The sequence below is a fragment of the Isoptericola sp. NPDC055881 genome (assembly GCF_053615895.1).
The window spans coordinates 1-20,338 of sequence record NZ_JBSHCR010000073.1 but is presented as its reverse complement, the minus strand read 5'-3'; the positions used below and the strand labels follow the sequence as shown (position 1 = coordinate 20,338).

Here is a 20,338-nt window from a genome sequence, read left to right as displayed (position 1 = left end):
GTGACGCACGCTCTGAGCGCTCAGAGCGTGCGTCACCACCTGGTCGGCGGGCGGTGGGGCGGGTCAGCGGCGGCGGCGGCCGATCGCCCACCCGGCGGCGAGCGCGACGGCGATCCCGACGGCCTGCCCTCCGAGGATCACCCTGTTGAGGTCCAGCACCGGCTGGTAGCGCGTGCCCTCGGCGGAGACCACGACGACACCCAGCGGCTTGACCCGCAGCCCGTAGCCGCCGCCTCCGCCGCCGCCCTCGCCGTGCCCCTCGCCCCGGGCCTCGCCGGACAGCTCGCCCTTCAGCTCTCCCTGGGCGTCGCCCTGCGCCTCGCCGGACGCGTCGCCGTGGGCGCCTGGTCCGTGCCCGGGGCCTCCCGCTGCGGCGTCCGTCGTCGCCGGCTCGGCGGACGACTCGGCGGGCTCGGCGGAGGGCTCGGCAGCGGCGTCCGTGCTGCCCGAGCCGAAGCGGAACGACCGGCGCCACCCGGGGGCGCTGCCCTCGCCGGAGCTCTTGCCGGTCCCCCGGCCCGAGCCGCTGCCGGTCCCGTTGCCGGAGCCGGTGCCCGTCCCGTTGGCGGACCCCGTGCCGGTGCCGCCCCCCGAGCCGGTCCCGATCCCGCCCCACACCTTGGCGACGGGGATGATCAGCTGGCCCTGGTGCTCGTACGCCTCGCCGTACGCACGGCGCACGGAGAACGAGTCGTCGGCAGCGTCGGTCAGGCGCGCGAGGTCCGGGGCGAAGGAGCGCGAGTCGTCGGTCATGACGCCAGGCTAGGGCTGTGATGTGACGGCCGCCACAAGGATCGCGGGCAGATTCCCCTCGACGCTCGTGGCGGCCGCCGGTCAGCCCTTGACCGACCCTGCCGTGAGACCCCCCACGATGTACTTCTGCAGGAAGAGGAACAGCGCCAGGACCGGCACCGCCGACAGGACGGCGCCCGCCGCGAACAGCCCCCAGTTGGCCTCGAGCAGCGACGAGACCCACCCGTACAGACCCACGGCCAGGGTCCAGTTCGACTCGGACTGGAGCACCACGCGGGCGATGATGAACTCGCCGAACGTGCTGATGAAGCTCAGCAGCGCCACGACGGCGAGGATCGGCGTCACCAGCCGCAGGATGATGGTCCAGTAGACCTGCGCGTGCGTGGCGCCGTCGATCTTCGCCGCCTCGTCGAGCTCCCGCGGCACGGTGTTGAAGAACCCGTACATGAGGAACGTGTTCACGCCGAGCGCCCCGCCCAGGTACACGCAGATCAGCGCGAGCTTGGAGTTGAGCCCCAGCACCGGCACGACCTGCCCCAGCGAGATGAGCAGCAGGAAGATCGCGACGAACGCCAGCATCTGCGGGAACATCTGGATGATCAGCAGCGACGTGAGGCCGACGCGGCGCCCGGCGAACCGGAAGCGCGAGAACGCGTACGCCGCCGCGGCACCCATGAGCACCGTGCCCACCGCCGTCGCGACGCCGATCACGAGCGTGTTGCCCATCCACGTCCAGAACTTCGTGGCGCCCAGCGCCGCGTAGTTCACGGTGCTCACCTGGGCGAACAGCTCGTTCGACCCGGTCAGCGTGCCGTTCGGCGACAGCGAGGCCGACACCACGTAGACGATCGGGAAGACGGCGTACAGCACCGCCACCACGCCCACGACGTGCCGCCAGCCCAGCTCGCGCGCCCACCGCCCGGCCGACATCCGGTGCCGCAGCTCCTGCGACGCCCGGCCCTCGGTCCGCGGGGTCTGCGCCGTCTGCGCCGTCTGCGCCGTGTGCTCCGTGTGCTCCGTCATGAGCTCAGCTCCTCGAGCTTGCGGGTCTGCCGGAAGGCGATCGCGGAGATCACGCCCACCACGACGAAGATCACGATGGACAGCGCGCTGGCGAGGCCGTAGTCGCGCGGGGCCGAGCCGTCCAGGCCCGACACGTTGTAGACCATCGAGATGAGGATGTCGGTGTGCCCCAGCGGCACCGACGCGTCGTCGAACCGTGGCCCGCCGCCCGTCAGCATCTTGATCAGTGTGAAGTTGTTGAAGTTGAACGCGAAGCTCGAGATGAGCAGCGGTGCCGTGGCGACCAGCAGCAGCGGCATGGTGATGGAACGCCACGTGCGCCATCGGCCCGCCCCGTCGATGCGGGCCGCCTCGTACACGTCGCCCGGCAACGACTGCAACGCACCCGTGCAGATGAGGAACATGTACGGGAACCCGAGCCACAGGTTGACGCCCAGCACGGAGAGCTTGGCCAGCCACGGGTCGGTGAGCCACGGGATCGAGGCACCCCCGAGCAGCACCTGGTTGATCACGCCGAAGCTCTTGTTGAGCATCCCGGACCAGAGCAGGGCGGCGAGGAACCCGGGCATCGCGTACGGGAGGATCATCAGGGTGCGGTAGACCTTGCGGCCCCGCAGCCGCGGGTCGTTGAACACCATCGCGAGGAACATGCCCAGCGCGAAGGTCGTCACGACCGACAGCAGCGCGAACGCGAACGTCCACGCGAGGATCTTGACGAACGGGCCCGCGTACCGGGAGTCGCCGAATGCCGTCGCGAAGTTCTCGAAGCCCACCGTCACACGCCAGCCGACGGGCAGCGTGGTGCCGTCCGCCGCCTCGAACTGGCCCTCGTCGTTGGGGGTGTACACCACCCCGGACGAGGTGTCCGTCATCGTGTCCGCGGCCTCGTCGTACTCCAGCACCGACTGGAACACGTAGCCCGTGCGGGCGTCCTGGGTACGCATCGAGCCGTCGGCCGGGTCGTCCGACACCGGCACCCGCAGCGTCGTGACCTCCTGCTGGCGCTGCAGGACCGTCGCACGGTCGAGCACCGTCCAGCCGGGCACCGCGGTCACGGTGGTGCCGTCGACGGTCGCGTCGGGGGCGTCGGACAGCGGCTCCTCGGCCGTGCCGACCTCCACCGCGCCGTCGTCGAGGACGGCGAACCCGAGGTCGCCGTCGTCCGACTCCACGACCGTCAGAGGCAGGGCGGGCGACCCCTCGACGCGACGCTCGTTCTGCACCAGGAGGGCGTCGACCGCCTGCTCCTTGGTGGAGTTGTGGCCGTCGCCGTAGTTGGTGAACGCGACGTACCCCGTGTACCCCACGACGTAGACCTGGTACACGAGCAGGAACGCGAGCCCCGGCAGGATGTACTTCAGCGGCAGGGCACGCTTGGTGAAGTACACCCAGTTGGCCGCGACGAGGAGCGCCAGCATCGCCGCGAGGATCCCCCACGACCCGGCGCGCCAGGCGGCCAGCACCGCGAAGACGCCGAGGGCGTCGACGAGGGCGACGAGCACGATCTTGACGGCGAAGCCGGCCCCGGAGAAAGTTCCGGAGCCGGCCTCGGCGCCCTGGTAGCGGGCACGCGACATCAGCCGATCGCACCCTCGATGTCGGAGACCATCTTGTCCCAGGCCTTGACCGGGTCGGAGGCCTTGCCGGAGATGATGCTCGCCTCGGTGACGCCCCAGAAGGACCACACCGAACCCATCTCGGGGATGGACGGCATCGGCACGGCCGACGCGCCGACCTCACGGAAGCCCGCGACCAGCGGGTCGGAGGAGGCGGCGTCCGCGGCCTCGGTGAGCGCCGGCGGGCGGCCGCCGGCCTTGAACAGCGCCGTCTGCGCCTCAGGCGTCGACATGTAGTTGACGAGGAAGTCGTTCGCCACGAGCGCGTTCTTGCTCTGCGCGCTCACGTAGAAGCCCTGCACGCCCACGAACGGCTGCGCGGGCTGGTCGCCCGGCGCCGGGATCGGGTCCACGGACAGCTTCAGGTCCTTGAACTGGTCGAGCATCCACGGGCCGCCGATGATGAACGGCGACTTCCCCTTGGCGAAGGCCTCGACGGCGATGTCGTACGAGATGTCCGTGCTGAGGTTGCCCGCCTTGCCCTCCTCGGAGAGCCAGTTCGCGAACGCGTGGCCGCCGTCGCCGCCGAGCGCGAGCTCGGGACGGTACGAGCCGTCGTCGTTCTGCTCGAAGACGGGGGCGCCGAACGACGTCTGGAAGGGGTAGTACGTGTACGGGTCGCCCTTGTCGCCGTCCGACTGGATGAGGAACGGGAACTTGGTGCCGGCATTCTTCCCTGCTGCGACCATGTCGTCGTAGGTCTTCGGCGCCTCGGGGGCGAGCTCGGTGTTGCGGATGAGCGCGATGTTCTCGATGGCGTACGGGAGGCCGTAGACCTGGCCGTCCTGCGTGAACGCCTGCACCGACACCGGGAGGAAGTCGTCGGCCTTGTCGCCCAGCTCGATCGGCGCGACGACGCCGTTGGCGGTGAACTCGCCGAGCCAGTCGTGCGCACCGACCGTGATGTCGGGGCCCTCGCCCGTCGGGACCTGCGCGAGGAAGTCCGCGCGGATGTCCTCGAAGTTCTTCTGGACGATCTCGACGTCGACGCCGGACTCCTTTTCGTACGCGTCGGCGGCGGCCTGCACGGCGGCCTCGCGGGTCTCGTCGACCCACACCGTGAGCGTGCCGGAGGCGGACGGCGTGGCGCTGGCGTCGGTGTCGGCGGACGACTCGCCGCCCGGCTCTCCGCTGCCGCACGCCGTCAGGGCCAGCGTGGTGGCCAGGGCCGAGGCGAGAAGGATGCTCCTTCGCATCGTGGTTACTCCCAGCTGTCTTCGGTGGACGGCCCGCCCGGCGTCACCGCCGGCGGACCCTGAATGCCCACAACGTACGGATCGTTGCAGCGCGATGCAAGATCTTGCGATAACTTTTCAGCAACGCGTGGCAACGGGGTCGCCGCGTCCCGCCGGCCGGCGACCGACCCGCCGGTATCCCACCCCAGGACGAGGAGGTCCCGTGTCCCCTACGATTCCTCGGGTGCGCACCCGATTGAGCGACCTGGCGGAGCAGGCAGGCGTGTCGACGGCGACCGTGTCGCGCGTGCTGAACGGCAAGCCCGGTGTGGCGAGCTCCACCCGTCAGGCCGTGCTCGCGGCGCTCGACGTCCTCGGCTACGAGCGTCCGTCGGCGCTGCGCGGTCGCTCCGCCGGCCTGGTGGGCCTCATCGTCCCGGAGCTGACCAACCCGGTGTTCCCCGCCTTCGCGCAGGCCATCGAGTCGATCCTGGCGCAGCGCGGTTACACGCCGCTGCTGTGCACCCAGGCCCCCGGCGGCACCACCGAGGACGAGTACGTCAGCACGCTGGTCGACCACTCGGTCGACGGGATCGTGTTCGTCTCGGGCCTGCACGCCGACACCCGCGCCGACCACACGCGGTACTCGATGCTGCGCAGCCAGGGCGTGCCGATCGTGCTGGTCAACGGCTATGCGCCGGGGATCGACGCCCCCTTCGTCTCCCCCGACGACGCGGCCAGCGTGGACGTCGCGGTGCAGCACCTGCTCACCCTCGGGCACCGCCGGGTGGGTCTCGCGATCGGCCCCGAGCGCTACGTGCCGTCCCGGCGCAAGCTCGCCGCGTTCGTCGCCGCGCTCGTGCGGCACGGCCTGGCGGACGACGAGGCGGCGGCCCGGGAGCACGTGCGGTCCAGCCTCTACACGCTCGAGGGCGGGCAGGCCGCAGCGGCCGAGCTGCTCGACGCCGGCCACACCGCGATCGTCTGCGCGTCCGACCTCATGGCGCTCGGCGCCGTCCGCGGCGCTCGGTCGCGGGGACTGTCGGTGCCCGACGACGTCTCCGTCGTCGGGTACGACGACGCCCCGCTCATCGCGTTCACCGAGCCGCCCCTGACTACCGTGCGCCAGCCCGTCGAGGCGATGGCGCGCGCCACCGTGAGCGCCCTGCTGACCGAGATCCAGGGCGAGCGCGCCCCCCGCACCGAGCTCCTCTTCGCACCCGAGCTGGTCGTGCGAGGGTCCACGGGAGCGGCTCCGCGCGGCTGAGCCGCTCCCGCGGGCCGGATTTGCTGCAACCTTTGCAGCAACGCTTACACTCGTCGGATCGTGCACGGCTGCTCCGTGCGTCGACGGGCTCGACCGTGCCCGAGAACGCGCGACCGTGCCCAACTGTGCCCGACCGTGCCCCCACCGTGCCCCGCCCGCTGCGCACGGCCCCCCGACCAGGTGAGGAAGCCAGCGATGACCTCCACCCAGCCCATCGTCGCCGCGACCGCGACGGACACCGCCGACGACCTGCTGCGCACCGACGCCGTCGTGCACGCCGGCAGCGGCGCTGCGCGGCAGTGGTGGCGCGACGCCGTGATCTACCAGGTCTACCCGCGTTCGTTCGCCGACGGCGACGGCGACGGCATCGGCGACATCCCGGGCGTCACGGCCCGCCTCGACCACCTCGGGTCGCTCGGCGTCGACGCCGTCTGGCTGTCGCCCTTCTACCGCTCGCCGCAGAACGACGCCGGCTACGACGTGGCCGACTACCGCGACGTCGACCCCCTGTTCGGCACGCTCGCCGACTTCGACGACCTGCTCGCCGGCGCCCACGCGCGCGGCATCCGCGTGATCGTGGACCTCGTGCCCAACCACACGTCCGACCAGCACGCCTGGTTCCAGGCCGCGCTCGCCGCCGCCCCCGGCTCCCCCGAGCGTGCCCGGTACGTCTTCCGCGACGGCCGCGGCCCGGACGGCGCCGAGGCGCCCAACAACTGGCAGTCGATCTTCGGCGGCCCGGCCTGGACCCGCCTCGCCCCGCGCGAGGACGACGGCCCCCTCGGACCGCAGTGGTACCTGCACCTGTTCGACTCCACGCAGCCCGACCTGGACTGGCAGCAGCCCGAGGTCCGCGCCGAGTTCGAGGACGTGCTGCGCTTCTGGCTCGACCGGGGCGTGGACGGCTTCCGCGTGGACGTCGCGCACGGTCTCGTCAAGGCCGACGGCCTGCCGGACTGGGACGGGCACGTCGAGATGGTGGCCGGGTCTGCCGACGACGTGGCCGACGAGTCCACCGACGACGTCGAGCCCGGCGCGCCCGAGGACGGCTCGACCGGCGCCGGCAACCACGGCCCCATGTTCGACCAGGAGGGCGTCCACGAGGTCTACCGCGCGTGGCACCGCGTGCTCGCCGAGTACGACGGCGACCGCTGCCTCGTCGCCGAGGCCTGGGTGGAGCCGCTGAGCCGGCTGGCCCGGTACGTGCGCCCCGACGAGATGCACCAGGCGTTCAACTTCTCCTTCCTCACCACCGGCTGGGACGCTGCCGCCCTGCGCACCGTGATCGCGGCGTCGTACCAGGCGAACGACGAGGTCGGTGCGCCGACCACCTGGGTCCTGTCGAACCACGACGTGGTCCGCCACCCGTCCCGGCTCGGCTCGGCCGACCCGTCCGTCAAGGTCAACGGCGTCTTCGCCACCGACCCGCAGCCCGACGAGGAGCTCGGCCTGCGGCGCGCCCGCGCGGCGAGCCTGCTGATGCTGGGGCTGCCGGGCTCGGCGTACCTGTACCAGGGCGAGGAGCTGGGCCTGCCGGAGCACACCACCCTGCCCGCCGACGTGCGTCAGGACCCGGCGTTCTTCCGGACGGGCGGCGCCGAGGCCGGTCGTGACGGCTGCCGCGTCCCCCTGCCCTGGCAGGCCGACGCGCCCGGCTTCGGCTTCGGGCCCGCCGGCGAGCCGTGGCTGCCGCAGCCGGCGTCGTTCGCGCGCTACGCCGCGGACGTGCAGTACGGCGTGGAAGGCTCGACGTTCGAGACCTACCGGGCCGCCCTCGCGCTGCGCAAGGCCGAGGGCCTGGGCCACGGCGGGGCTGCCTGGCTGGAGGCCTGGGCGACGTCGCCGGACGTGATCGCCCTGCGCAACCAGGACGTCGTCGTGCTGGCGAACCTCGGCTCCGAGCCCGTGCTGCTGCCGCGAGGCGCCGAGGTGCTGCTCGCCTCCGGCCCCGTCGTCACCGACCGGTCCGCCGACCCGCAGGTCCGCGTCCCCGCCGACACGACGGTCTGGCTGCGCGGCTGACCGTCCCGCCGAGGTAGTTCGGGGTACGCCGAGGTAGTCCCGGGTGCGCCGAGGTAGTTCGAAGTCCGCCGAGGTAGTCCCAGGATCGCCGAGGTAGTCCCGAGTGCGCCGAGGTAGTTCCAGGAGCGCCGAGGTAGTTCCGGGTGCGCCGAGGTAGTTCACTACTTCGCCGTGCCTCGAACTACCTCGGCAAGCTGCGAACTACCTCGGCAAGCTGCGAACTACCTCGGCAAGCTGCGAACTACCTCAGCGGTTCTGGTGCTACCTCGCCAGGCTGCGAACTACCTCGGCAGTTCTGGTGCTACCTCGGCAGCTTGCGCTCCCCCGGCTTGCAGGGTCAGCCGCCGCTGACGCTGAGCTCGGCCTCGCGCAGCCGCGCCTCGAACTCCTCGTCCAGGTCGCGGGAGTCGAGCCACCCGTACGGCAGGTGCGGCTGCTTCGGGGACCCGGCGCGCCCGCGCGGGCCTTCGGCGTCCTCGCCCGGGTAGGGCAGGTCAAGGTCGAGCGCGTCGAGGCGCTCGCGCAGCTCGGCCGTGGTCGAGACCATCGCGAGCGCCCGCCGCGCGTCGCCACCGACGGCGTAACCCTTGAGGTACCAGGCCATGTGCTTGCGCAGGTCGCGCATGCCCTTGCCCTCGTCGCCGTCGAAGTAGTCGATCATGAGCTGCCCGTGGCGGTAGATCGTGTCCGCGACCTCGCGCAGACCGGGCCGCACGCGCGTGGTCACGCCGTGGAACGCCGCCGCGAGGTCCGCGAAGAGCCACGGCCGACCCTGGCAGCCACGCCCGACGACGACGCCGTCGGCGCCGGTCTCGCGCACCATGCGGAGCGCGTCCTCGGCGGACCAGATGTCGCCGTTGCCCAGCACCGGGACGGTGCGGACCGCCTCCTTGAGCCGCGCGACGGCGGTCCAGTCGGCGGTGCCCGAGTAGTAGTCCGCGGCGGTGCGGGCGTGCAGCGCCACGGCCGCGACGCCCAGCGACTCCGCGATCCGGCCGGCCTCGAGGTAGGTCAGGTGGTCGTCGTCGATGCCCTTGCGCATCTTCACGGTGACCGGCACGCCGTACGGCTCGGCGGCCTGGACCGCGGCGCGCACGATGTCGGTGAACAGCTGACGCTTCCACGGCAGGGCGGACCCACCGCCCTTGCGGGTCACCTTGGGCACGGGGCAGCCGAAGTTGAGGTCGACGTGGTCCGCGCGGTCCTCCCCCCCGATGATCTTCACCGCTGCGCCGACGGTCGCCGGGTCGACGCCGTACACCTGCGCCGAGCGCGGTGTCTCGTCCGCGCCGAAGGTGACGATGCGCAGCGACTCGACGTTGCGCTCCACGAGGGCGCGGCTGGTCACCATCTCCGCCACGTACAGGCCGGGGTCGAAGCCCTGCGACGCCCCTGCCTCCCGGCACAGCGTGCGGAAGGCGCGGTTGGTGACGCCGGCCATCGGCGCCAGCACCACCGGGGTGTCCACGGTGATCGGCCCGATCTGCAGCGGCGGCAGGACGCGCGAGGCGTGGGTGCTGACGGGATCGAGGGTGGAGGTCACGTCCCCCATTCTCGCAAACGCGCGGGGTGGTCGGTCAGCTGCGGACCGACGGTGCGATCCCGGTGACGCTCTGCACGTCCTCCCAGCACTCCACCCCGCGGATGTCGGGGAGCCGGTCGCGGGTGAAGACGGGGTCGCTGCCCGAGCGCCGCTGGGCGCGGTAGTCGGCGAGCAGCTTCCACACGATCCCCGACAGCAGCGCGATGGCGACCAGGTTGACCAGCGCCATCAGGCCCATCACGCCGTCGGCGGTGTTCCACACGACGTCCGACGACACGACCGACCCGCCGAGCACCGCGAGCACGGCGAGCGTGCGGTACCCGGCCAGCACGCCGCGGGAGCGGGTGATGAACTCCACGTTGGACTCGCCGTAGTAGTAGTTCCCCAGGATGGTGCTGAAGGCGAGCAGGAAGATGATCAGCGTCAGCAGCCCGTTCGACCAGGTGCCGAGGCTGGAGACCAGGCCCTGCTGCGTGAGGCCGATGCCGGGCTCTGCGCCCGCGAGGTCGGGGTCGGCGACGAGGATGATGAACGCCGTCACCGAGCACACCACGAACGTGTCGAAGTACACCCCCAGCGTCTGCACCAGGCCCTGCTTCACCGGGTGGGTGACGGCCGCCGTCGCGCCCGCGTTCGGCGCGGAGCCGAGGCCCGCCTCGTTGGAGAACATGCCGCGCTTCACGCCCTGCATGATCACCGTGCCCAGCGTGGCGCCCACCACCTCGTTCACGCCGAACGCGTCGCCGAAGATGGCCGCGAACACGTCCGGCACCCGGTCGGCGTTCACCGCCACGACCGCCAGACCGGTGAGCAGGTACAGCACGGCCATCGCCGGGACCACGGCCTGGGTGACGTGCGCGATCCGACGCAGGCCGCCGAAGATCACCAGGCCCGCGAGCACGGCCAGGACGATGCCGACGCCCCACGCGAGCGCGCCACCCGCCTCGACGCCGGCGGTCGTCGCGACGGTCGCGGTGATGGTGTTGGCCTGCAGCGACGAGAACGCGAACGGGAAGCAGCAGATGAGGATGACGGCGAACAGCACGCCCATCCAGCGGGCCCGCAGGCCGCGTTGCATGTAGTACGCCGGGCCACCGCGGAAGCCGTCGGAGTCTCGGGTCTTGTAGAGCTGGCCCAGCGTGGACTCGACGAACGACGACGCCCCGCCCACGAACGCCATGAGCCACATCCAGAAGACCGCCCCGGGCCCGCCCACGGCGATCGCCGTGCCCACCCCGGCGATGTTCCCGACCCCGACGCGCGACGCGGCCGAGATCGTGAAGGCACCGAAGGCCGAGACCGACTGCGGTCTCCCGTCGGCGTCCTTCGGGGCGGCGTCGGTGAGGGTGCGGAGCATCTCCGGCAGCATGCGCGCCTGCACCACGCCGCTGCGCAGCGTGAAGTACAGGCCGAGCACCACCACCACGGGCAGCACGATCCACGTCCACAGCGTGTCGCCGAAGGACAGGACCCAGTCGTTGAGCGAAGACATCCGGACAGTGTGCAGGCCCGCGCCCCGGGCAGCGAACGGGGACCCGTCAGAGCCAGCCGTTGTCCTGCGCGATCCGCACCGCCTCGGCGCGCGTGCGGGCCCCGGTCTTGCCCATCGCCGCCGACAGGTAGTTGCGCACCGTGCCCTCCGACAGGAACGCCTCCGCCGCCACCTGGGCGACGGTGCCGCCGTCGGCCGCGAGCGCCAGCACGTGCCGCTCCCGCTCCGTGAGCGGGCTGGCGCCGACGGCGAGCGAGGCGACGGCGAGGTCGGGGTCGACGGCGCGCAGCCCGGCGTGGACGCGCCGCACGGCGTCGGCGAGCTGCTCGGCGGGGGTGTCCTTGACGACGAACCCGCTCGCGCCGGCGTCCAGGGCGCGGCGCAGGTACCCGGGCCGCCCGAACGTCGTCACGACCAGCGCGCGGCACGACGGCAGCTCGCGGTGCAGCGCGGCGGCTGCAGCGATGCCGTCGAGGCCGGGCATCTCCACGTCGAGCAGCGCCACGTCCGCGGCGTGGTCGCGGGCGGCGGCCAGCACCTCGTCCCCGCGGCCGACCTGCGCGACGACCTCGAGGTCGGGCTCGAGGTCGAGGAGGGCGGCGAGCGCGCCGCGCACGAGCGCCTGGTCGTCAGCGAGGAGCAGTCGGATCACGGGTCGATCCTGGCACCCGCGGCGGACGTGTCCGCACGCACGGTCACCGCGAGCCGGAAGCCGCCGAGCGGGCTGGGGCCCGTCTCCAGCACCGCCCCGGCGGCGCGGGCCCGTGCCGTGAGCCCGGTCAGGCCGTGACCACCCCCGTCGCGGGCCGACGACGGCACGCCCGCGCCGTCGTCGTCGACGACGAGCCGGTCCGCCGCGACGGTCACCACGACCCGCGACGCGCCCGAGTGCCGCAGCACGTTGGTGGTGCCCTCGCGCAACACCCACGCGAACAGCTCCCGCCGCTCGGCCGGCACGGCGTCCACCGCGCCGGGCAGCTCGGCCTCCACCCCGGCGGCGTCGAGGGCGGAGCGGGCGGCGGCGAGCTCGCCGGCGAGGGTGACCTGCCACGCGCCGGCGACGGTGCCGCGCACGTCGGCGAGCGCGCCCCGGGCGAGGCCCTGGATGTCGGCGACCTCGGCGGCGGCCCGCGCGGTGGGGCCGTCGCCGTCGCGGGCCGCGGCGAGGAGCTTCGCGGCCAGCTCGGCCTTCACGGAGATGACGGTGAGGGAGTGACCGAGGACGTCGTGCATGTCGCGGGCGATGCGTTCGCGCTCGCGGGCCACGGCGAGGTCCGCCACCTGCTGCTGCGCCTCGCGCAGGCGCCGGTTGCGGTCGATGACCTGGGTGAAACCGAAGACGGCGGCGCTGGCGAGCACCGCGCCCACGACGTTCCCGTCCTCGGGCTCCCACCCGGGCAGCAGGCGCGGCAGCACCACCATGACGACGATGCTGAGGCCCACGACCCAGAGCGCCGTGCGCCCGTCGACGACGTAGATGGCGGTGACGCACACGAAGATCAGCCCGACGAGCCCGTGCTGCTGTGCAGCCAGGCAGGAGAGCCCCACGCACGCCAGCTGGAGGGTCAGCAGGAGTGCGGCGGCGCGGGGCGAGAGCATCGGCCGCCCTGTCGTGCGACCACCGTCGCCGACGGTCGTCACCCGGCGGAACCGCAGGAACGTCGCCGTGAAGATCCCGGCCACCCCGAGCACGCCGACGGCGCCCACGACGCGCAGCAGCGTCGTGGGCGCGTCGAGGGACGCCTGGAAGGGCTCGACGAGAAAGACCACCCAGATGATCGCGAGCACCGGGCCGAACCGTGGGATGCCGCCGAGCGGCCGCCGGGCGTCCGGGTCGAACGGGTCGTCGCCCGCGGTCCCGGCGGACGGCGCGGTGGGGGACGTCGAGGTCACGTCCCCCACCGTGCCACGCCGGCGCGTCCCGCCGACGGACCGGGTGCTCACACCCGGGCCGTGTCCTTGCGGAAGCGCCACGCGGCGCCGACGAAGAAGATCGCCGCCCAGGTGACCACGTTCACGACGGCGGCGATGCCGAGCTCCCCGCCGAGGGGCGCGTGCACCAGCTCGGCCAGGCCGTAGGTCGGGAAGAACTGCGCCACGGTGGCCCACCAGCCGTCCCCGAGGGGCACGAACAGGCCACCGCCGAACGAGAGGAGCGCGAGGACCGGACCGAGGATCTGCATGACGTTCTCCGCGGGCAGCAGGTAGCCCATGAACAGGCCGAACGCCGCGAAGACGAGGGAGCCGACCCAGGCGAGCAGCGCGCACAGGATCCAGGCCCCGAGCGGCATCTGCGCACCGGTCGCCCCGGCCACCACGAGGGTGATGACGACGGAGGCCGCGCCCAGCACCATGGCGCCGGCGAGCTTGACCGCCACGTAGGCGGCCGGCCGCAGCGGGGTGAGGCGCAGCTGGCGGGTCCAGCCCTGGGCCCGCTCCACCGACACGCTCGCCCCACCGCCCGTGGCGGTGACCATCGCCCCGTACAGGGCCATCGACACGGCGATCCACGCGGTGACGTTGCCGCTGCCCGCGCTCTGGTTCGTGTAGTCGCCCTGCAGCCCGAAGATGAGGAAGAAGACCGGCGGCATCACCACCGAGAAGATGAGGGTGCGCCGGTTGCGCAGGGAGCGGCGCAGCTCGACCACGAGGTAGGTGCGGACCGCGGTCGAGGTCCGGATGCGAGGCCGGGCCGCGGTCGTCGTTCCGGGGGTGGCGCCGGCCGGCGTCGTTCCGGGGGTGGTGGTCGTGGTGCTCATCGGAGGGCTCCGTCCGGGCTGGTGGGGGCGGTGGTGAGGGCCACGAAGGCGTCCTCGAGATTCTCGGAGGCGACCTCGAGGTCGCAGGCGGCGGTCTGCGTGAGCAGGAAGCGTGCGACGACGTCGGAGTCCGGGGTGCGCACGACGAGCCGCGCGCCGCGGTGGTCGATGGCGTCCACGGCCGGCATCTCGCGCAACCGAGCGGCGACGGCGGCGCGGTCGCCGTCGTCGTCGATGCGCGCGCTCACGGTGCGACCGGACGCGAGGCTCTTCACCTCGGCGGTGGAGCCGTCGGCGACGACCCGCCCCTGGCTGACCAGCACGACGCGGTCGGCGTACGTGTCGGCCTCCTCCAGGTAGTGCGTGGCGAACACCACGGTGCGCCCGGCGGCGGCGTCGGCGCGGATGGCGGCCCAGAACTCGCGGCGGCCCTCCACGTCCATGCCGGTGGTGGGCTCGTCCAGGAGGAGCAGGTCGGGCTCGCTGACCAGGGCCATCGCGAACCGCAGGCGCTGCTGCTGGCCGCCCGAGCACTTGCCCACCATGCGGTCGGCGAGGTCGGCGATGCCGGCGCGCTCCAGGTACGGCACCGGGGAGCCGGTCCGGCCGAACAGGGCGGCGGTGAGGGCGACGGTCTCGCCCACGGTGATGTCGCGCAGCAGGCCGCCGGTCTGCATGACGGCGGCCACCCGGCCGGCGGCGATCGCGTCCGCCGGCTCGGCGCCGAACACCTGCACGGTGCCGGCGGTGGGGGCGCTCAGGCCCAGCACCATGTCGATGGTGCTCGTCTTGCCGGCGCCGTTGGGGCCGAGGAAGGCCACCACCTCGCCGGGGGCGATCTCCAGGTCGATGCCGTCGACGGCGCGGACGGGGCCGGCGGACGACGGGAACTCCTTGCGCAGCCCGCGCAGGTGCAGCGCGGGGGTGGGACGGTTCGTCGAGGTCATGCCTCGATCTTGGCCGCGCGGCGCCCTGACCTGCAGGGCCGCCTGTCACGACGTGGCCATGACATCTGTCATGCACCCCCCGCCAGAGCGTTGTGGGTACGGAATCGGCGAGAATTCGCGCCCGAATTCCCGCCGATTCCGTACCCACAGCAGGGCCGTGGTCAGCCGAAGTTGACGCCCTGGGCCAGGGGCAGCTCGGTGGAGTAGTTCACCGTGTTGGTGACGCGCCGCATGTACTGCTTCCACGAGTCGGAACCGGACTCGCGGCCGCCGCCGGTGGACTTCTCCCCACCGAACGCGCCGCCGATCTCGGCCCCGGACGTGCCGATGTTGACGTTGACGATGCCGCAGTCGGAGCCGACCTCGGACAGGAACGTCTCCGCCTCCCGCACGTCGAGGGTGAAGATCGCGCTGCTCAGCCCCTGCGGGACGTCGTTGTGCAGGGCGATCGCCTCGTCCAGCGTGTCGTACGTGAGCACGTACAGGAGAGGCGCGAACGTCTCGCGACGCACGACGTCCGTCTGGGCCGGCATCCGCACGAGCGCCGGCGACACGTACGCCGCGCCCGGCGCCCCGTCGACCTCCACCGCGTCGCCACCGACCACCACCGTGCCGCCGTCGGCCCGCGCCTCCTCGAGCGCGGCGAGCATCCGCTCGCGCGCCCCGGTGTCGGTGAGCGGCCCGACGAGCGTGCCGTCGGCGCGCGGGTCGCCCACGGGCAGCCCGGCGTAGACGGACTCGAGGCGGTCCACGAGGTCGTCCACGACGGACGAGTGCACGATGAGCCGGCGCAGCGTGGTGCAGCGCTGCCCTGCCGTGCCGGCGGCGGCGAACACGATGCCGCGCACGGCCAGGTCGAGGTCCGCGGACGGCGCGACGACGGCCGCGTTGTTGCCGCCGAGCTCCAGCAGGTACCGGCCGCCGCGCCCGGCGACGACGGGCGCCACCTGCTGCCCCATGCGCTCCGACCCGGTGGCCGACAGCAGCGCCACGCGCCGGTCCTCGACCAGCGCCTGCCCGGCCTCCCGGGCGCCGAGCACGACCTGGCTCACCGCCTCCGGGAACCCGGCCTCCGCCAGCGCGCGGCGCAGCAGCGCGTTCGACGCGAGCGCGCTCAGCGGCGTCTTCTCGCTGGGCTTCCACACGACGGTGTCGCCGCAGACCAGCGCGACGGCCGTGTTCCACGACCACACCGCGACGGGGAAGTTGAACGCGCTGACGACGCCGACGACACCGAGAGGGTGCCACTGCTCCATGAGCCGGTGGCCGGGGCGCTCGGACGGCATGGTGCGCCCGCCGAGGGAACGGGAGAGCCCGACCGCGTAGTCGCAGACGTCGATCATCTCCTGCACCTCGCCGAGGGCCTCGGAGGTGATCTTGCCCGCCTCGATCGTCACCAGCTCGGCCAGGTCGGCCTTGTGCTCGGTGAGCAGCTCGCCGAGGCGGCGCACGACGCTCCCGCGGACCGGCCCGGGCACGGACCGCCAGGTGCGGAACGCCTCGGCGGCGGCGCCGACCGCGGCGTCGACCTCCGCGGCGCCCGCCTCCGGGAGACGCAGCAGCTCCTCGCCGGTGAGCGGCGAGACGACGGGCAGCCCGCCCTGGGCCGGGGCGGCCGGGACCTCGGCCCCGATGCGCGCCAGCGCGCCCAGCGCGGCGTCGCGCAGCTCGTCGCCGAGGGCGCCCGCAGCGGTCGTGGTGGTGTCGGTGGTGGTCATGCGTCGGCTCCCGTGCTCGTGGTGGTGGCGTTGGCGGGCGTCGCGGCCAGGGTCTCCGGCGCGACGCCGAGGTGGTGCGCGGCGGCGGTGAGCGAGCCCGCCACCTGCGCCGCGTACAGGTCGAACGGGTCGTACAGCTCGCGCCCGACGGCGCCGGCCATCCAGTCGGCGTCGCGCTCCGCACCGGCCTGGCTGGCGTCCTTGGACCCCTCCTCGGTGAGGTTCGACTGGAAGATGCCGGCGGCCGACCGGGGCAGGAAGTCCTCGTAGACGACCGGCTCGCGCGTGAGCGCACCGTCGGCGGAGACCTCGTACGTGAAGTAGCCGAGGCCCTGCGCGACGAGGCCCGCCTCGGAGTCCGGGAACGTCTGACGCCAGACGTCGGGCGTGGCGCCCTGCACGATCGCGGCGTCGTACCGGGCGCGGCCCTCGCGGGTGAGCGCGATGCCGCGCGCCTCGACCTCCCCGAACCGCACCCGCAGCGAGTCCTGCACGACCTGGCCGTCCGGCGTGCGGAACGTGCGCGGCTCCGCGAGCGCCCGGAACGACGTCTGCCGCAGCAGCACGTCCGGTCCCTCCCACAGCGGCGGACCCTGGATCGCGTCGATCATCGTGATGCCGCGCGCTTCCATGCGGGCGTACAGGTCGTCGATGTCGAGCACGCGCGGCGTGAGGTGGTTGATGTGCGTGGACGCGACGCCGCCGATGTCGGCCGCGACGGCGGAGACGGCCTCCAGCTCGCGGTACCACGCCTGGTCGACGGGCTCGTGGGACAGCTCGAACGCCTCGGTGGCCAGCCGCAGGAAGGTCGCCGCGTCGTCGCCCGCCAGGCCGCCCTCGGCCTCGGCGCGGTCGGCGAGCGCCAGCAGCTCGGGGCGGAACAACGTCCTGGCGGCCAGGAAGCGTTCGAGGCGCTGCTGCAGGTCGGCGCCGAAGAACCGGCGGTCGCCGGGGACCAGCATGGAGGTGAAGACCCGGAACGGGTTGCGCGCGAGCTCCGCGCGGTCCACGGGGCGGAACGCCGTGGAGATCACCGGCACGGACGACGACGAGGCGTCGCGCAGGTCGTAGAAGCCCACGGGGCGCATGCCCATCGCGCCGAAGACCCGCGCGACCTGCTGGAGCTCGGTGGGCGTGCCCACCCGGATGGCGCCGTGCCGTTCGGCGGTGACGCGCTCGATGCTCCCGAGCCGCTCGGCGTCGGCCCCCTGGGCGCGCACCACGTCGGCGTTGACGTCGTGGGACACCTCGAGCAGGGTCGTGTACGCGGGCACCTCGCGGCCGTACATGTCGGACAGCGAGCGGGCGAACGCCGCGCGCAGCTGCCAGGGTTCGTGGAAGGTGTCGTGGGACGTCACGGTGCGTGCTTCCTCTCTCAGATGATGTTGGCCTCGGCGCGCGACCGTCGCGCGCCGAAGCGGCCGGCGTCGAACCCGGAGACGTCGACCCCGTGGGCCGCGGGCGTGCCGACCCGCCCGAGGTAGAGGTCGGTCACGGACTCGCCCACGGCGGGCGCCTGCAGGAAGCCGTGCCCGGAGAACCCGCACGCGTACAGCACACGGGCTCCCGCGCCGCCGGGGGGTGCGGCCTCGCCGATGAGCGCGTCGTGGTCGGGAGTCAGCTCGTAGAGCCCGGCCCAGCCACCGGCGAGCGGCACGTCGGCGAGGGCCGGGGTCGCGCGGGCGGCGAGCTCGCGCAGCCACGGCTCCCACGCGGGGTCGTAGGCGACGTCGAACCCGACCGGCGTCCCCGGCTCGGAGGCACCCAGCAGCAGCGTGCCGCGGGCGTCGGCGTTGTGCAGGTAGTAGGTGGTGCCGAAGTCGATGGTGAACGGCACCGTCGGGGGTGCGGGCTCCAGGGGCGCGGTGAGGGCGATCTGCCGGCGCACCGGCTCCACGGGCAGGTCGAGGTCGACGAGCGCCCCGACGGCGCGCGACCAGGCGCCGGCGCACACCACGAGGGCGGGCGCCGTGACGCGGCCGGACGGCGTGACGACGGTCAGGCGGCCACCGGTCGCGGGCTCGACGGCGGTCACGGGCGCGCCGGTGACGACGGTGGCTCCGTGGCGGCGCGCGCCGTCCGCGTAGCCGGCCACGACGGCGCCGGGGTGCGCCCAGCCGTCCCGCGGCGAGTAGGCGGCTCCGGCGTACGCGGTCGCCGACAGGTAGGGGTTGAGACGGCGCGCCTCGGCGACGGTGAGCAGCCTGCTGTCGACGCCTCGGGCGCGCTGCATCGCCACGGACTGCGCGAACAGCTCGACGTCGTCGTCGGTGGGCAGCGCGAACAGGTAGCCGTGCTGCCGCAGCCCGACGTCCGCCCCCGGACGCTGCCGGAACCGTTCGAAGAGCTCGAGGCTGCGGCGGCCGAGGTCGACGTTCGCGGGGTCGGAGAACTGGGCGCGCACCCCGCCGATCGGCTTGCCGGAGCTGCCGCGGCCCAGCTCGCCGGCCTCGAGCAGGACGACGTCGGCCCCCGCCTCGGCCAGGTGGAACGCGACGGACGTCCCCATCACGCCGCCTCCGACCACCACCACGTCCGCCGTCGACGGCGTCGCACCACCCTGCACCCGACCCTCCTCGCTCGGCGTCCCTGCTCGCGGGGCGCGACGTCGTCGGCGCACGCCCTCGTCGGCGCCCCGGACCCATCGTGCTGGACGTCGAGCGTCCAGGACCATCGAAGGTTCGTCCGGTATTCCCTTCAAGGTTCTTGAACGGTTACGCTGGCGGCATGGAAGGGTCGCGCGACCTGCCGTGGGCCGGTCTCCGAGCTCTGCGGGCGCTCGCCGAGCACCGCACGATGACGGCCGCTGCCGCCGCCCTCGGCTTCACCACGGGCGCGGTCTCCCACCAGCTCACCGCGCTCTCCCGCGCCCTGGGGACCGAGGTCGTGCGCCCCCACGGCCGTGGCGTCTCGCTGACCGAGGCGGGGCTCGCCCTCGCGGAGCGCACCGAGCCGCTGCTGGCCGCCCAGCGCGACGCCGTCGACGCCGCCCGGGCGGCCGGGGGCGGCGCGACCGGCACCGTCCGCGTCGGCGCCTTCGCGACCGTGGCGGCGAGCCTCCTGCCCCAGCTCGTGGCCCGCCTCGCGGCCGCGCACCCGAAGATCACGCTCGTGGGCATCGAGCTCACCGTCGACGACGTCGCCGGCGCGGTACGTCGCGGCGACGTGGACCTCGGGCTCGGCCTGGACTACCCCGGTGCGCCCATCCCGAGGCTGCCGGGCACCGTGCTCAGGCCTCTGCGCACCGAACGTTTCGAGCTCGTCTCCGCCGCCACCACGGACCTGCCGGCCCGGCTGCACCTCGCCGACGTCGCCGACCTGCCCTGGATCCTGCCGCCGCTGCCCACGCACTTCGGCGTCGCCGTCCGCGGCGCGTGCCGGGCGGCCGGCTTCGAACCGCGTGCCGCGCACGAGGTGAACGACACCTCCACGACCCTGGCCCTCGTCGCCCAGGAGCTCGGCGTCACGCTCGCGACGCCGATCATGCTCAGCCTGCGTCCCGCGCACGACGTGCGCACCACGACCCTCCACGATCTGGTGGAGCGGGAGATCGTGCTGCTCGAACCGACGACGGCGCCGCGCCGTCCCGCCGTGGACGCCGTGGCACGCACGATCGAGACGGTCGTCCACGGCACGGGGCGGCCGTTCTCGATCAGCTTGTGACGGTCAACACGGACGTAGCCGACAACGTGCGTGTATCGGGACGACGTGGGACCGTCTTTTCATCACGCCGCCGCACGGGCGGTGCGAAGAGACTGGAGGTTCCCATGCCCGCATGGCTCATCCTCATCATCATCGGGGTCGTCCTCGTGATCCTCGGTGTCGCGACCAACATCGGCCAGTTCCTCATCTGGATCGGTGTGATCGTGCTGGTCGTGAGCCTGGTGCTCGGCCTGCTCCGGCGAAACCGCACCTGATCGAGCGCAGGCGCGGCACAGGGACGCCGCACAGCAACAACGACGGGGCCCGGGTCCGCAGCTGCGGACCCCGGCCCCCTCGTTGTGGGCGCGGGGGGAGAAAGCC

The 20,338-nt window shown here is 73.2% G+C and carries 17 protein-coding genes; 4 read left to right on the top strand and 13 right to left on the bottom strand.

The annotated features are described in order from the left end of the window. Positions 1 to 63: 63 nt before the first annotated feature. From ACWGKI_RS17715 to ACWGKI_RS17700, 4 genes are all read right to left on the bottom strand, one after another. Positions 64 to 753 (bottom strand): hypothetical protein, encoded by a 690-nt coding sequence (locus tag ACWGKI_RS17715; protein ID WP_380244208.1) that lies wholly within the window; start codon positions 751 to 753, stop codon positions 64 to 66. A gap of 81 nt (positions 754 to 834) precedes the next feature. After that, a complete protein-coding gene (locus ACWGKI_RS17710) occupies positions 835 to 1,683 on the bottom strand; it encodes a sugar ABC transporter permease (RefSeq protein WP_452188739.1) in 849 nt (282 codons plus the stop codon). Positions 1,684 to 1,772: 89 nt separating this feature from the next. Beyond that, on the bottom strand, positions 1,773 to 3,353 hold the full coding sequence (locus ACWGKI_RS17705) for an ABC transporter permease subunit (protein WP_452188737.1): 1,581 nt from the start codon (positions 3,351 to 3,353) through the stop codon (positions 1,773 to 1,775). Then, positions 3,353 to 4,588 (bottom strand): sugar ABC transporter substrate-binding protein, encoded by a 1,236-nt coding sequence (locus ACWGKI_RS17700; protein WP_452188735.1) that lies wholly within the window; start codon positions 4,586 to 4,588, stop codon positions 3,353 to 3,355. The genes ACWGKI_RS17705 and ACWGKI_RS17700 overlap by 1 nt, the downstream gene beginning before the upstream one ends. Positions 4,589 to 4,811: 223 nt before the next feature. Here ACWGKI_RS17700 and ACWGKI_RS17695 point away from each other — a divergent pair, with 223 nt between their 5' ends. After that, positions 4,812 to 5,834 (top strand): LacI family DNA-binding transcriptional regulator, encoded by a 1,023-nt coding sequence (locus tag ACWGKI_RS17695; RefSeq protein ID WP_380244211.1) that lies wholly within the window; start codon positions 4,812 to 4,814, stop codon positions 5,832 to 5,834. A 195-nt stretch (positions 5,835 to 6,029) separates the two neighbouring features. Next, positions 6,030 to 7,856 carry a glycoside hydrolase family 13 protein gene (locus tag ACWGKI_RS17690; protein ID WP_452188732.1) on the top strand — a complete coding sequence of 609 codons (1,827 nt, stop codon included), beginning with the start codon at positions 6,030 to 6,032 and terminating at the stop codon, positions 7,854 to 7,856. 337 nt (positions 7,857 to 8,193) lie between these two features. On the opposite strand, the gene dusB is transcribed toward ACWGKI_RS17690, so the two are convergent. From dusB to ACWGKI_RS17645, 9 genes are all read right to left on the bottom strand, one after another. Continuing rightward, a complete protein-coding gene (dusB, locus tag ACWGKI_RS17685) occupies positions 8,194 to 9,408 on the bottom strand; it encodes a tRNA dihydrouridine synthase DusB (RefSeq protein WP_452188730.1) in 1,215 nt (404 codons plus the stop codon). Positions 9,409 to 9,433: 25 nt separating this feature from the next. Further along, on the bottom strand, positions 9,434 to 10,891 hold the full coding sequence (locus ACWGKI_RS17680) for an alanine/glycine:cation symporter family protein (protein ID WP_452188728.1): 1,458 nt from the start codon (positions 10,889 to 10,891) through the stop codon (positions 9,434 to 9,436). A gap of 46 nt (positions 10,892 to 10,937) precedes the next feature. Beyond that, the gene (locus tag ACWGKI_RS17675; protein ID WP_380244215.1) at positions 10,938 to 11,543 is read right to left on the bottom strand and encodes a response regulator transcription factor; all 606 of its coding nucleotides are present in this window, start codon (positions 11,541 to 11,543) and stop codon (positions 10,938 to 10,940) included. After that, positions 11,540 to 12,784, bottom strand: coding sequence for a sensor histidine kinase (locus ACWGKI_RS17670; RefSeq protein ID WP_452188725.1), 1,245 nt, complete (start codon positions 12,782 to 12,784; stop codon positions 11,540 to 11,542). The genes ACWGKI_RS17675 and ACWGKI_RS17670 overlap by 4 nt, the downstream gene beginning before the upstream one ends. 47 nt (positions 12,785 to 12,831) lie before the next feature. Next, a complete protein-coding gene (locus ACWGKI_RS17665) occupies positions 12,832 to 13,650 on the bottom strand; it encodes an ABC transporter permease (RefSeq protein WP_452188723.1) in 819 nt (272 codons plus the stop codon). Next, positions 13,647 to 14,597 carry an ABC transporter ATP-binding protein gene (locus ACWGKI_RS17660; protein ID WP_452188721.1) on the bottom strand — a complete coding sequence of 317 codons (951 nt, stop codon included), beginning with the start codon at positions 14,595 to 14,597 and terminating at the stop codon, positions 13,647 to 13,649. The genes ACWGKI_RS17665 and ACWGKI_RS17660 overlap by 4 nt, the downstream gene beginning before the upstream one ends. A gap of 161 nt (positions 14,598 to 14,758) precedes the next feature. After that, positions 14,759 to 16,315, bottom strand: coding sequence for an L-piperidine-6-carboxylate dehydrogenase (gene amaB, locus ACWGKI_RS17655; protein ID WP_452188719.1), 1,557 nt, complete (start codon positions 16,313 to 16,315; stop codon positions 14,759 to 14,761). After that, entirely contained in the window at positions 16,312 to 17,673 is a 1,362-nt protein-coding gene (gene hglS / locus ACWGKI_RS17650; RefSeq protein WP_452188717.1) for a 2-oxoadipate dioxygenase/decarboxylase, read from the bottom strand. Before hglS ends, amaB begins: the two co-directional genes overlap by 4 nt. A 17-nt stretch (positions 17,674 to 17,690) precedes the next feature. After that, a complete protein-coding gene (locus tag ACWGKI_RS17645; protein WP_452188715.1) occupies positions 17,691 to 18,881 on the bottom strand; it encodes an NAD(P)/FAD-dependent oxidoreductase in 1,191 nt (396 codons plus the stop codon). Positions 18,882 to 19,042: 161 nt separating this feature from the next. Between ACWGKI_RS17645 and ACWGKI_RS17640 the strand changes: the two genes are divergently transcribed. Continuing rightward, positions 19,043 to 19,978, top strand: a complete 936-nt coding sequence (locus ACWGKI_RS17640; protein WP_452188713.1) for a LysR family transcriptional regulator — start codon at positions 19,043 to 19,045, stop codon at positions 19,976 to 19,978. Between the two features lie 104 nt (positions 19,979 to 20,082). Continuing rightward, positions 20,083 to 20,232, top strand: a complete 150-nt coding sequence (locus tag ACWGKI_RS17635) for a hypothetical protein (protein ID WP_380245347.1) — start codon at positions 20,083 to 20,085, stop codon at positions 20,230 to 20,232. The last annotated feature ends 106 nt before the right edge of the window (positions 20,233 to 20,338 follow it).